This window comes from Paenibacillus sp. FSL W7-1279, assembly GCF_037969845.1.
Classification (GTDB): Bacteria; Bacillota; Bacilli; order Paenibacillales; family Paenibacillaceae; genus Paenibacillus_AQ.
In genome coordinates this window covers 3,099,437-3,112,538 of the sequence record NZ_CP150215.1, presented here as the reverse complement: position 1 = coordinate 3,112,538, position 13,102 = coordinate 3,099,437, and the positions used below count along the sequence as shown (strand labels likewise).

10 protein-coding genes are annotated in these 13,102 nt (G+C 48.9%); 1 reads left to right on the top strand and 9 read right to left on the bottom strand.

The window, feature by feature from the left end; translation table 11 throughout:
• Positions 1 to 9 precede the first annotated feature (9 nt).
• The 8 genes from MKY82_RS13910 to MKY82_RS13875 all read right to left on the bottom strand — a co-directional run bounded on the left by MKY82_RS13910 (position 10) and on the right by MKY82_RS13875 (position 11,301).
• Positions 10 to 930 carry a sugar ABC transporter permease gene (locus MKY82_RS13910; protein WP_220685558.1) on the bottom strand — a complete coding sequence of 307 codons (921 nt, stop codon included), beginning with the start codon at positions 928 to 930 and terminating at the stop codon, positions 10 to 12.
• 373 nt (positions 931 to 1,303) lie between these two features.
• Positions 1,304 to 2,893: a response regulator gene (locus MKY82_RS13905; RefSeq protein ID WP_339296327.1), complete on the bottom strand. Its 1,590-nt coding sequence runs from the start codon at positions 2,891 to 2,893 to the stop codon at positions 1,304 to 1,306.
• Complete coding sequence (locus MKY82_RS13900; RefSeq protein ID WP_339296326.1) at positions 2,890 to 4,614, bottom strand: histidine kinase; 1,725 nt, start codon at positions 4,612 to 4,614, stop codon at positions 2,890 to 2,892. The genes MKY82_RS13905 and MKY82_RS13900 overlap by 4 nt, the downstream gene beginning before the upstream one ends.
• 67 nt (positions 4,615 to 4,681) lie before the next feature.
• On the bottom strand, positions 4,682 to 6,850 hold the full coding sequence (locus MKY82_RS13895; protein ID WP_339296325.1) for an alginate lyase family protein: 2,169 nt from the start codon (positions 6,848 to 6,850) through the stop codon (positions 4,682 to 4,684).
• Complete coding sequence (locus MKY82_RS13890; protein ID WP_339296324.1) at positions 6,840 to 7,961, bottom strand: glycoside hydrolase family 88 protein; 1,122 nt, start codon at positions 7,959 to 7,961, stop codon at positions 6,840 to 6,842. The genes MKY82_RS13895 and MKY82_RS13890 overlap by 11 nt, the downstream gene beginning before the upstream one ends.
• Before the next feature lie 217 nt (positions 7,962 to 8,178).
• A complete protein-coding gene (locus tag MKY82_RS13885; protein ID WP_339223552.1) occupies positions 8,179 to 8,688 on the bottom strand; it encodes a ClbS/DfsB family four-helix bundle protein in 510 nt (169 codons plus the stop codon).
• 103 nt (positions 8,689 to 8,791) lie between these two features.
• A complete protein-coding gene (gene thrS, locus MKY82_RS13880; RefSeq protein WP_339296323.1) occupies positions 8,792 to 10,702 on the bottom strand; it encodes a threonine--tRNA ligase in 1,911 nt (636 codons plus the stop codon).
• A 452-nt stretch (positions 10,703 to 11,154) separates the two neighbouring features.
• Positions 11,155 to 11,301, bottom strand: a complete 147-nt coding sequence (locus MKY82_RS13875) for a hypothetical protein (protein ID WP_339296322.1) — start codon at positions 11,299 to 11,301, stop codon at positions 11,155 to 11,157.
• 260 nt (positions 11,302 to 11,561) lie between these two features.
• On the opposite strand from MKY82_RS13875, the gene MKY82_RS13870 reads away from it, so the two are divergent.
• Positions 11,562 to 12,254 (top strand): DUF421 domain-containing protein, encoded by a 693-nt coding sequence (locus MKY82_RS13870; protein ID WP_220685565.1) that lies wholly within the window; start codon positions 11,562 to 11,564, stop codon positions 12,252 to 12,254.
• Positions 12,255 to 12,322: 68 nt separating this feature from the next.
• Here the strand turns inward: MKY82_RS13870 and MKY82_RS13865 are convergent, their stop codons facing one another.
• Positions 12,323 to 13,102, bottom strand: a complete 780-nt coding sequence (locus MKY82_RS13865; protein ID WP_339296321.1) for a GNAT family N-acetyltransferase — start codon at positions 13,100 to 13,102, stop codon at positions 12,323 to 12,325.

Below are 13,102 nucleotides of genomic sequence, written 5' to 3'. Positions count from 1 at the left end.
TCTCCCTCCTTATTCTTCATTTCTCATTTTCCAGGTGAGCGCGGTAATCAGACCGATAATCGCGAACAGCAGCCAGGAAATGGCCGAAGCATATCCCATATTGTAATATTGAAAGCCTTCCTCATAGATGCGGAATACAAGCACGGTAGAAGAATTGTTCGGGCCGCCTTCCGTTAAAAAGGCGATGATGTCAAACACTTTAAACGAGCCAATCAACATCGTAATTAACAGGAAGAAGGTTGTCGGACGAAGCATCGGAACCGTAATCGCAAAAAACTTTTTAATTGCACTGGCACCGTCAATATCCGCCGCTTCATAAATTTCATTCGAAATGTTCGTAAGCCCGGCCATATAAATAATGATCGTGTAGCCCAGGCCCGCCCAGGAACTGATGATCGAAATCGCCAAGAGCGACGTTTTCGGATCGACCAGCCATTTCGGCGGATTGCTGATCCCGAGATCCATCAGAAACTGGTTGATCGGTCCCAGCGATGGGTGGAATAATGCGCTCCACACCGCAGCAACTGCGATAATCGAAGAGATATAAGGAATGAAGAACGCGACTTTAAAATAACTCTTGAAGAACACGCTGTTGTGAATCAAAACCGAAAGCACCAGAGCGATGGCAATCGGGATCGGCACCGTAAGAACCATATAGATCAAATTATTTTTTATCGCTTGAATAATGGTCGGATCATGGAACATCTTGATGTAGTTATCCAATCCGGTAAACTCGATCCCTTGGACACCTGACAGCATATCCCAATCGGATAAACTTAAATACAAAGAAAATCCAAGAGCAAACACGTTTAATAGCAGCATCCCGACGATTTCCGGGGCCAGAAACAGCCACCCGATCAAAGCCTCTTTCCGCTTGGGAGTCCAAAACTTCCGCCGGCTCTTGGGCACTGGTTGTTGTACAGCCTCCATCTAGCATCACCTCAACAATTTGTAAGTTGTCATTATAGTAATACATCCGGTATCGGCAAGAAGGAGGGATTATGACCAGCCATGTGCAAGATTTTGACCTAAAGTAGCCCCACAAAGTGGAGCCTAAACTTCGATGCTTATTCCAAATACTTTGCGGGGACCCCAAAACAAAAAGCCCCACAAAGTGGAGCCTATGCTTCGATGCTTATTCCAAATACTTTGCGGGGACCCCAAAACAAAAAAGCCCCACAAAGTGGAGCCTAAACTTCGATCCTTATTCCAAATACTTTGCGGGGACCCCAAAACAAAAAAGCCCCACAAAGTGGAGCCTATGCTTCGATGCTTATAAGTGAATGAAGTGGTAGCGGTCCGCTTATTTTCGTGCGGTGTACTTCGCTTTGTATTCGCTGGGTGTGGTCCCCACGTATTTTTTAAACACTTTTGAAAAATACGTCCGATCCGAATAACCTAATCCCATAGCTAAGGACTCCAGATTTTGTCCGGACATTCTGAGCATTTTGGTAGCCATCTTCATTTTGTATTGATGCACGTAATCCGTAAAGGTCAACCCCGTCATCCGTTTGAAATAGCGCGAAAAGTAGCTCGGATTCAAAAACAGATAGCGTGCCATGTCGATCGACGTAATGTTATCGTCAAGATGCTGATCGATATATTGCTGGATCACCTGCAGCTTCGGCTCATTCGTGGAGCTTCCCACTCCCGCTTGCCGGGTTCCGATAATCTGGGTCAGCTTTCTCTCCACCAGTTCCATCATATCTTCCAAGGTGCGAGCTAAAGCAAGATAGGCGAACAGATCCTCATCGAATTTGAGACTGGAGAACATCAGCTCGATACCTCGCAGCATGGAGGAAAGATCCCTGGCAAAGTCGGCCGGATCAATCGACAGCTCTTTTGCGGTGCCGGCGATTTTGTGCAGGGTCGTGCGGATACCGTCGAGATCCTGCTTGATGAGTTTCCGCTCCAGCTCCGAAACGTAGCTGTCAAGAAAGCCCTGAGGCGCGGCTTGAAACCACCGCGACCTTATTTGAGAAATTTCGGATATCGTATAGTCGGAATTTTCGTAAAACTCGCATTTGTCATGAAGAATTTCCTGATAAATGGAGCCAATCGAGCTTAGTTCCATTTTGTCCGTAACCGCGATTACGTTCGGTTGAATTTTGAGAAAATGGACGCACTGATAACGCAGCCGCTGCACATAATTATGGAGATGCAAGCTGGCATTCTGTGCGAGGTTCACCCTAAAGTTATGCAGAATCACAATGTTCCCCTGCTCCATGAACGGCGTAATCCCTTCATACGATTCGGACATTTCCATCGCGATATTGTAGACAGCATATAAAATCAGCGGAAATTCCGATTGCCTGAAACGCTTGTCAAAGCTGGAGAGCTGAATGCTGACCAGCCCCAGCATAAACCACGGATACGTCCAGGAGATGCCGATCTGCGCCGCATAAGCCAAAGTGGCCTCGGACGGAGAGCCATTGATCACCTTTTGCAGCAAATCCTGCCGAAAGAGCTGACTATTGTAACTCGCTGCCTCGCGATTAATCAGACCAGCCCGCGTCTTTAACAAGTGCATGGACTTGCCGAGGCTCTGTTCCAGCTGCTCTGCCGTAAGCTGATCTTTGATCAAATAGTCATCCGCCTGCAGTTTTACGGCCTGCTGGGCATAATGAAAATCCTCATGACACGTCAGGAAGATAATCCGAACCTCCGGCTTCATGCGAATAAAATGGTCCGCCAGCTCAATGCCGTTTTTCTGTGGCAGTCCGATATCCGTAATGACAATGTCCGGCCTGACTTCCTCAAACATATGCATCGCTTTCGCGCTGGAATACGTACTGCCGGCAATCTGCAGATTGTTTGCCTCCCAGTCAATCATCTGTTGCAGTACCTTGAGCATAGGAACATCATCGTCTATGAGCAATACTCTGTACATCATTCTTCCTCTCCCTCCGGCAAAAAACCATGATGATGACTTTGGGGCAAGTACAGCGAAACTGACATTCCACCCTGCGGAAGGATGGCGAGTGTCAAACTCGCCTCCTGTCCGAAGGTCAATCGGAGTCTTTGGATCACGTTTATTAGACCGACCCTCTCATAAGCTCCATCCTGCTCGCCGCTTGGTTTTCCAAGTCTACGGTTTAGACATTGGAGCATCTCTTCATCGGCCCCGAAGCCATTGTTGATAATCTCGATTCTGATTCCGTCCGGGTTGCTTCGGGAACGGATCTCCATGCGTGGAGTTTGATGATCGACAAGCCCGTGGACGATGGCATTCTCAACGATGGGCTGCAAAATAAGTTTCGGCAAGATGAGTCCCTCGGTTTCCGGATCCAGATCAACCTCTAAATGAAGCGGGATTTCATTGCGGATTTTCATAATGTCAACGTAGTGGCCCAGCAGCTTGCATTCCTCGCGTAAGGTGGCCGGCTCATTGACCTTGAGATAGGCTCGGAGCAAACTCATCAGGGAATCAATAATTCCACTGTGAAGCGTATCCTTCGTCAAGATCAGGCTGCATTTGATCGAATTCAGCGTGTTGATCAAAAAATGAGGGCGAATTTGCATAAACAAGGCCTCGAGCTCCATCACTCGCTTCTGCTCCTGCTCCTGTTCGATATCATGGATCAGCCGCTGCAATTGATCGAGCATCGTATTCAGCGTCTGCCCCAATTCGGCGATATCATCCTTGCCCTTGACCTCCAGTCTGACATCCAGGTTTCCCATGCCGAACTGGCGTACGACCCGCTGCAGCTTGAGAATCGGACTGTGCAGCCTTTTGGCGATCAGGATGGACATTCCGGAGAACACGAGAAACAGCAGCAGAACCCCGGCAAGACCGGTATAAAAAGTCCGGGAGATTTGCCCCGACCACTCTTTCTCCGAGGCCTCGTAACCCAGCTTCCAGTTCGATTTCAATATGGTTCTGTCCGTTCGGACACTGCCCTTGGTCTCCGTATGATGCGGGATCAACCCGGAATTGCCTGCGATGAATTCCCCGTTTGCATCAAAGAGCGCCACCTTGCCGAAGTCGATCGTACCCAGCAGCTTGTTGAAGTACGAATCGGAAATGGCACTAAGCAATACGGACACTTGCCTCTTCTCTCGGCTGTCATAGATCACCCTGGCAATATAATAACTCTTGCCTTTCCCTGATGAGTCGCCGCCGGCCATCCCAAGCCATTGCAGGGTTTCCGGTTTACTGAGATCGACGCGCTCCATCAGTTTGTCGAGGCTTCCGTTAATGGCGGTCAAATCCTCCGTGCCGGATGAGATGACAAAATGCTGACGGTTGACCAAGTACATGCGTACGTTGTTATTCAGCGGCTTGGAATTAATCAGGGAAAATACGTCCTGAATTTGTCTAAAATGTACATAATCCTGATAAGTAGCCAGCCGTTTGGTGTCTGCGAATGACTTCAGGATATTGCGAACATTCGTATCGTTCACGATAAAATGGGAAGCAAACGTGACATCGTCAATCGTCTTGCTCAGCTCATCCGTCATGACGTTCAGGACATTCTCGTTGCTGAGCTGCAGCTTCTCTACCATCGTATCCCGAATCAGAACAAACGAAATGATAGAAACCGCGATCAGCGGAATAAAGATCAGCAAAAGAAACGACAGCTGGATGCGTTTGTAGTAGGTGAATTTGAACATATTCTCTGCGCCTCTCTTATGCTCTTGTCCTCTTTATTCTATCAGTCCTTTGTGCTGGAAGCATTCATTAAATGATGGCGGTTGCATGCTTTTTTCCGCCTTGAAGGGTCATCAGCACAACCTCCCCGAAGATCTGCATGCCCTCCACCACAAAAGAATCATAGTGGCCGGACGGCGCACGGTGACTAACAACGAGTATAAACTCCTCTTCCATTCCCGGGAGCTGAACACCGCATGCCTCCGCTTGCCCGTCATGAACCCGCTCACCCGTATGACGGTAAATCGGGACCTTACGAACTCGCGGAGAAGCCGTTTCGCCTGGACGATGAGGATACAGCACCTGCATGATGCTGATCAATCCTTTTCCCGTCCGGGAGTAAGTCACATTCGCATTCGGTTCCAACAGGTTATACTCGCGGGATATTACACCCTCGCCAACTTCTCCGCGCAGACCGTCTGTGCGTACGGGGATAATCGATAGATTCGCCTCCCCGGGGGTGTTTGTACAGGATATCAATGACTCCGCTTCGATCCCGACTTCTCCTGGCGGGTGCGGAAAATGAAAATGCTGGGTAAAGATATGCTGCTCAAGGCACGCCAAGCTGTCGATCAGCAGCCAAAAATATGGCTTAACAAAAATGATCCTTCTCCGCGGATACAACGGTTCATTCCCATAGAGATAGCCGTCATGCGCCCCCTCGACATAGTCAAACTCCGGCCTGCTGACCCATTTGCAGCCTAGCGGCGCGGCAATCCGGTCGAAAGACCAGGTGTCCTTGATTCCGGTAAACCCGATTCCGTCGACAACCGTTGTGTTATGGGCTGAGCTCTCCTTTAATGCTTTTCTCAGCGGTGTATGGTCGCTATAGTTATACCTTCCAAGATCCGTGAGCAGATCACGGCCGTAGGCATGAAGATCCACGTGCAGCATATCGGCGTGACCGTGGCCTCCGCCAAGCGGTCCGCAGTGAAAATAAAGGTACAATGCATCTTCGTCCCAACCCGTTCGCATCGTATAATGACCGGAATGGGTTAAAGCCCGGCTCTGACATGGCGGCTCCGCTGGAACCATAGCTTTGTACTCCCGGATTCCGTCTATGCCGAACAGCCAGGCATTATCATAATCCGGTCGAGCATGGCCGCCATATCTCAGAACGGAATCCCCAAATAACCACGCGGCATAGGTCAGAATACCACGAATATCGCTATCGTCGCTGTCTCCCAGCATCGGCTGTCTGTGATTCGGCTTCGCCCAGTATAGAGAGGCTTCGGCCATCTCGCGGACCGTACGCCGAAATGGACCGTTAAGCTCCAACCCGTTGAGATTGGAGAGGTGAATGCAGTCAAGATAACAAGCCAGCACCTCATGATGGTATGTAGGCGATTGCTCCCAATGAATGCCATCCGCCATAATTTGAAGCCTCGCCGTCTCCATCAGTCTCTCTTCTCCCATTTCCCGCCACCGTGCTGACTTGCTGAACTCGGGGAAGAACAGTGCAATATGGTATAAGCCGCAGGTTTCCAGTACTCCCCAGTTGCTGATATGCTTCCAGCTGGTGAAGGAAGCAGCCAAATACTCCCCGTGCTCGTGAAGCGAAATCAGCGTTTTACCGAGCAATGACGGAGTCAGGGAAGGGCTACCGATCACGTATCGAAGTGCCTTGATCCAGTTCACGCTGCGCAGACCCGCCTCGATCGGACGCCATGTCAACGTATCCGTCGTTGGTTCTCTAGGGACAGGATTCCGATCGATCCAGTCTTCAAGCTGCTGGCTAAACACCGCTGCATACTTCTCATCGCCTGTCATCACATACGCTTGTCCCAGCGCCACCCAATAGCGGTGGCGATTCAGCATATAAGCCCATTCCACGTCTTGATCGGGAATATGGCACCAGTCAATATCACCGTCAAATGTAACGGGAATCACGCTCCGTTCCATATCCCATGGAAAGCGGAACAGGAACGTCTGCTGCACCACCTCATCCGCCGTCTTCATGACGGTTTCCAGTTCATCTGCACAGAATTGCTTCACATAATCCGAAATTTTCTGCTGATCCTCACTGCTCATCCACCATCCGGGTGTGTTCCGACAGGAGAAATGTTTATGCAGCTTACACAGCATATCGCGCCGATGGCCTTGATCATCTGCATCCTGCATCGAACGCATAACGGGATCCTCCAGATTCAAAAGAGCCCATACGGCATTCACCGAAGCTTCCGTGGCATCAGCGTTCATACCAGTACCCCTTGCTCCCGGTCTCCATCCGAATCAAAGCTTCCAGGTAAAAATAATCCCCCCAGATCATGAAATCATCCGGTGACAATCCGCCGCGTACATGATAAGAGCCATGCTGCAGCAGACCCTCCGCCTCCTTGCCGATTGTAGAGTAATTTCGTACCAGCGAGGTCATGGAAGCCTCCAGGCTTTGCTCAAAGTCGGTTCTTTCCGGATCCTCCTCATCCAAATGTCCAATCAGTTCCAGCAAGCCTGCTGCCACAATGGCGGAGGCAGAGCTGTCGCGGTAAGTATCAGCGCTTACGGGGGCGTTAAAGTCCCAAAAGGCGACATGATCCTCCGGTAAGTGCTTCAGGAAATACTTCGCCATTCGTTTGGAGGTTTCCAGGTATACACGATCTCCTGTATATTGGTAAGCCAGTGCGAAGCCGTACACCCCCCACGCTTGTCCCCGCGTCCAGGTCGAGCCGTTCGTAAAGCCCTGATGCGTGGCACCGCCGATCGGCTCCCCCGTATGCGGATCGAAGAAAAAGGTGTGGTATGAACTGTCATCTCCCCGCACCAGATAACGCCTTGTCTTCTCCGCCTGCATGATTGCGATGTCTCTATACTGGGACTTACCGGTTTGCTGTCCCGCCCAGAACAGCAGCGGCAGATTCATCAAACAATCGATAATGATGCGACCGCCCTCCTGTTGATCTCCTTCAGGACCCCACGCTTGAATATATCCTCCGTCTGGACGCCAGCGTTTCAGCAGCAAGTCCGCAGCCTCAAGCGTCAATTGGCGGGCGCTCTCGTTCTTCTCAACGATCCACTCCGCTTTGGAGGACAAGGAATACAGAAATCCGATATCGTGATGATCAAGCACCTTTTTTTCTGCAAAGCGGCGGCGAAAATCTTCTACCGTTCGTTTCGCGCCCAATTGAAAGGCCTCGTCGCCCGTGTATTCATAACATAGCCAGAGAAGTCCGCTCCAGAAACCGTTCGTCCAGTCGTCATTGTCATTCAGCAAATAAGCGCCGTCCCTGCTGACGTGGGGAAATCTTGTCCCGAAGGTATCCATGTTCATCCGGATTTTCTCTACAGCATCTTTAATCGCACTGCTCCACATAACGTCGTGCTCCCTTCCAATCCATCATGATTACGATTCATGATAAGGAGAGTCACCCGGTTCTTGTAGAGCCGATTTTTGCCTTGATGTGCAATATTTTGACTTTTGCGCCCCTAAGGTGGTGATAAAGGAACAAACCTGTCCCTTTTCATTCGATTCCAACGAAAAAAACGATTCGAGAAAACCTCGAATCGTTTTGTCTGCCGAGTAATATGGGCTAGCCGGCATGCTTCTTCCACTTTCGGATTTTGGTTCTGAAGCTTTTGAACGGTGCGACGGAATTGATGTGCAGCCATTTCCACATCGGCCAATTGGCACCGGTTACCGTCCACTTGCGAACACCTGAATCAAACAACTCTTCCTCACGTAAGCCGCTGATCCATTCACACCATTCATTTGTCCTCTGCTTTAACAACGAACGTAATTCTTCCAAAGAATATCCATCATACGTATGATAGAATTGCTGATACAACGCCCCCAACTGATTCCATTTTAAGTCAGGGGTTGGCGTCGTAACTTCTTTACCCGCAAGTTCATCCTTCTCCCAGCTCATCACCAGCGTTAGCCATCCCAGCTGATAGGCGATCATCTCTTGGGGTGTTCTATCGACTTCGCCAATACGAAGATTCCTTTCATCCTCTGGTACCTCATCAAATTCTTGGTCAAAAAGGCTATACGTTCGTTGAATTTCAGCGATGAACGCTTCTTTGCTCTGGTATGTTTGCAAGGTACTCTCTCCTTCATCATTAACGGGCTTCACTCCTCCGACATATCCAAATTATACCATGTCCAAGGATCAAGCACGGTGATGAATATCATCAATGGGATGTTCAAATCCCCCTGGACTCAATCTCATTCCGAAGCCTTGCGATCACATCATCTAAGGCACTCTCTCCAAGTTCGCCCTCGCCCCGTTTACGGACGGATACGTGATCGGAGTTCATTTCCTTCTCGCCAAGAACAAGCGTGTACGGCGTTTTCAGCAGACCCGCTTCGCGGATTTTATAACCCAGCTTTTCATTTCTTACATCGACGTTCACCCGTATGCCGGCAGTTTCCAGACGCTTCTTCACCTTTAACGAGTAATCGATATAATGGTCGGATACCGGTATAATCATAACCTGTACGGGAGCCAGCCACATCGGGAAAGCCCCGCCGTAATGCTCTGTAAGAATCCCGATAAATCGCTCGATGGATCCAAATACCGCCCGGTGAATAACAACCGGCCGATGCTTCTGGTTATCTTCTCCGATATACGAAAGATCGAATTTTTCAGGGAATTGGAAATCCAGTTGAATGGTGCCGCATTGCCAGCTTCGCTTTAAGGAATCCAAGATATGAAAATCGATTTTCGGACCATAAAACGCGCCATCCCCTTCATTAATCCGGTACGGCAGCCCCAGTTGATCCAGCACCTGCTTCAGGGAGGACTCCGCCTGCTCCCACAATTCCTCAGAGCCCATGGAATCTTCCGGTCTTGTCGATAACTCGATTGTATAATCAAAGCCAAACACTTGATAAACCTGGCTGATAAAATCGATAACCTGCTTGATTTCTTCCTGGATCTGATCAGGTCTTACAAAAATATGCGCATCATCCTGACAAAACGTGCGCACCCGCATCATACCGTTCAGTGCCCCTGAGAATTCATGGCGGTGCACCTGGCCAAATTCGGAAATGCGAATGGGCAGCTCTCGGTAGGAATGCAGCGAGTTTTTGTAGACTAACATATGCCCTGGACAATTCATCGGCTTCAGCGCATACTCCGTCTCGTCCACTTGCGTGAAATACATATTGTCTTTGTAGTGATCCCAATGACCGGACATTTCCCACAGCCGCTTGTTCATCATCAGCGGCGTGCGCACTTCATCATAATCGCGATGGAACTGAAGTCCTCTTGCAAATTGCTCTAGCTCATTGCGGATGATCATCCCGTTCGGCAAAAAGAAAGGCATGCCCGGTGCTTCCTCCGAGAACATAAAGAGCCCGAGCTCTTTACCCAGCTTCCGATGATCCCGTTTCTTGGCCTCTTCAAGCAGCAACAGATGCTCCTCGAGCTGCGACTTCTTGGGAAACGCCGTTCCATATATTCTTTGCAGCATTTTATTGTCCGAGTTCCCCCGCCAATAAGCGCCCGCCACACTCATTAATTTGAATGCCTTGATTCTGCCCGTTGAAGGAAGATGCGGCCCCCTGCACAAATCAACGAACTCTCCCTGCTCATACACCGAAATGACCTCGTCCGCCGGTAATTCGCGGATCAGCTCCATCTTGTACGGGTCATCTTGGAAAATATGTTCGGCCTCCTGACGACCCACCTCCTTGCGAATAATCGGCAGGTCTTCCTGAACGATCTTCTGCATTTCCCGCTCAATGGCAATCAAGTCTTCAGACGTAATTGAGTGCCCCAAATCCATATCATAATAAAAACCATCCTCAATGACAGGTCCTACCCCCAAATGGACGGACTGGCTGCCATACAACCGTTTAACGGCCTGGGCCATCAGATGAGCCGCGCTGTGCCGATACACGTACAGTCCATCCTCTGAATCCAGCGTTATGATGCTTACTTCCGCATCCTCACACAGCTTATGATCCAAATCCACGAGTTTCCCATTCACTTTGGCTGCAACGGCTTGTTTCTTCAGACCTGAATGGATGGATTCCGCGATTTGATCCATCGTCGTTTGTGCGGGATACTCCTTTTTACTTCCGTCTGGCAGCGTTACTACGATTGACATTGTTATCCCTCCATCAAATTTAGATTGAACGCAAAAAAGCACTCGATCCCGAAGGGACGAGTGCGTTCAGCTCGTGGTTCCACCCTAATTTGATCCAGACTTACAGCGGCTAAATCGCAGCATGCTCATCGGATCCTCATTCAGACATCCGGTAACGGGGATGATTCGGTGTTTTCTAGTTCCATATCTCGATAGTCGAACGAGCGATCAGGGTTCAAAAACACAGCTACAAAGGGGTAATTCAAGAAGCAATCACGGAGGAAGCTTTCACCAATCACTTCCCTCTCTGGGCAGGTCGTTTCAAGAATCATGTCTTTGATCGTTGCTGATAGTAAAGTACTATAAGTCAGTTTTTTCTATTTGTCAAACCCAATCCAAAATGATAGCTCCATGTTAATTTGGATTACTTCCACTCCCCTCTAATACAACCTATGTAAATATCTCTATCATGGTTACTTTTCTTCATGGTTCCATGAGATTTTAATCAAATATCCAACGCCTAAACCGACCAGAAATCCTGGAAACGCGCTGTCCAGCGCTAAACCGACACCCGCTCCAATGATGACGCAAGCGTAAATAATGACATCTCCCTTGTTCATTCCGACCATCTCCTTCTGTATGTATTTATGACATAGATCGTAATTTTTCATCACAACATACATCTTACAAGATGACGTAGCGTCGTTTTCAAGTGGTTGATTTAAAAAGAGTAAAGTTTTAGGGGATCAAGGAGAGCTTTTCGGAATTCTCAAGTAATCGTCAACCCTCGAAATGGGAGGTTAAATCTCCCTTGTTTCTCCTTGAAGCCAAAACGTTTAATATCTTACCATATGACATGAACGCTGAAGGAGGGTTGTCCATGGATATGTTTATAGATTTAGGGATTAAACTAATCGTCAGCTTTTTCGGGTTATGGATCATCACATTTGTTACGGGGAGAAAAACCATCAGCCAGCTTACACCGCTTGACTTCTTGTCCTCCTTAATTCTGAGTGAAATCGTCGGGGCAAGCCTCTATGATGATAAGGTAAACCTTTATCATTTGTTATTCGCGCTTGCGCTTTGGACAACGATGTCTTACCTCTTCGAGAAGGCAACCACCCACTTTGTTAAGTTCGGATATTTAACGGAAGGCCGGGCGGTACTCCTGATCGATAACGGAAAGCTCAACCAAAAATTGTTGAACAAATACGATATGGAATATAAACAGCTGTTATCCATGCTGAGACGGCAAAGCATTTTCTCGTTAACTGAAGTCAAATACGCCATACTGGAAACGGACGGATCGCTTTCCGTCATGCGTAAACCCGAGTACGAGCCGCCCACGGCTCAGGATATGGGCGTAGCAGCCAAGCCGGACACCTTTACGGTAACGGTTATTGACAAGGGAAAGCTGCTCGAGGAATCGATGCTGGGCAAACCCATTGAACAGGGCGAGATCCAATCGAAAGCTCGGGAACAAGGTTTTGACTCCCTGGAAGACATCGCATACGCGGAATACGGAGATGACGGGAAGCTTTATGTTTATTCCAAGCGTGAGGTTCAGGGCTGAACCTGTACCCTCCGATGAAAAAACGAAAGAAGCCTGATAAATCAGGCTTCTTTCCCCCTTGCTCCTAACTATAGACCGAATTCAACGATGTACTGTTTGCACACCGTAACATATCCCAGAGACTGATATAAACGTACCGCGCTTAGGTTATCCTCCAGCACATTCAGATACACATGGGGAGTGATTGCACGCCCCTTACGGGTCAATTCCGCGCACACCTTTTTGCCGTACCCCTGTCTCCTCCACGCAGCATCCGTGCCGATATTTCCAAGCTCCACATAATCATCGCTATAAATATGGTATCCGCCGACAGCGATGAGCTCCTGATCCTGAACAACCCCATAAAACGGATGATGAAGCTCTTCCCTTGCAAAAGCCATTGAATGGAACTCAGCCATTTTTGACTCGATCATATCAAAGTACGATGGGCCTAAACGAAACACTTCGTTATCCCCTACAGGCAAATCTTCAAGATGCCGATGCTTCATGAGAAGGATGCCTGCGGGAGGTTTCGTCACATCAATCTCAGGATTTAGAACCTCCCATTCATCCTCACTCACGATAAAGCTCCCTAATGCCCCATCCGGTAATTTCAAATCTTGTATCATTCGGGTCAGCACGGACCGAAAACGAAACGATGTCTGAAGGGGATAAACCGAAAAGGCGTAGAAAGGAAGACCCTTCAGGAAAGCCGCAACACCCAGCAGCTCTCCATGTTCAGAGAACTGCCCATAGTGAACGGCATGATTCTTCCGAAATGTGAGATAGGAATAGTATAAGAAATGCTGCTCTCTGTTGATCGTTTCCAAGAGACGCCCCAGTTCTTCAGGCAAAAGTCTGCGAATCAC

Coding starts and splice junctions, on each gene's coding strand:
- MKY82_RS13905 (WP_339296327.1), bottom strand. CDS start 2,893: ATGATGTACAGAGTATTGCTCATAGACGATGATGTTCCTATGCTCAAG.
- MKY82_RS13910 (WP_220685558.1), bottom strand. CDS start 930: ATGGAGGCTGTACAACAACCAGTGCCCAAGAGCCGGCGGAAGTTTTGG.
- MKY82_RS13875 (WP_339296322.1), bottom strand. CDS start 11,301: ATGAACAAGGGAGATGTCATTATTTACGCTTGCGTCATCATTGGAGCG.
- MKY82_RS13895 (WP_339296325.1), bottom strand. CDS start 6,850: ATGAACGCTGATGCCACGGAAGCTTCGGTGAATGCCGTATGGGCTCTT.
- thrS (WP_339296323.1), bottom strand. CDS start 10,702: ATGTCAATCGTAGTAACGCTGCCAGACGGAAGTAAAAAGGAGTATCCC.
- MKY82_RS13890 (WP_339296324.1), bottom strand. CDS start 7,961: ATGTGGAGCAGTGCGATTAAAGATGCTGTAGAGAAAATCCGGATGAAC.
- MKY82_RS13900 (WP_339296326.1), bottom strand. CDS start 4,614: ATGTTCAAATTCACCTACTACAAACGCATCCAGCTGTCGTTTCTTTTG.
- MKY82_RS13870 (WP_220685565.1), top strand. CDS start 11,562: ATGGATATGTTTATAGATTTAGGGATTAAACTAATCGTCAGCTTTTTC.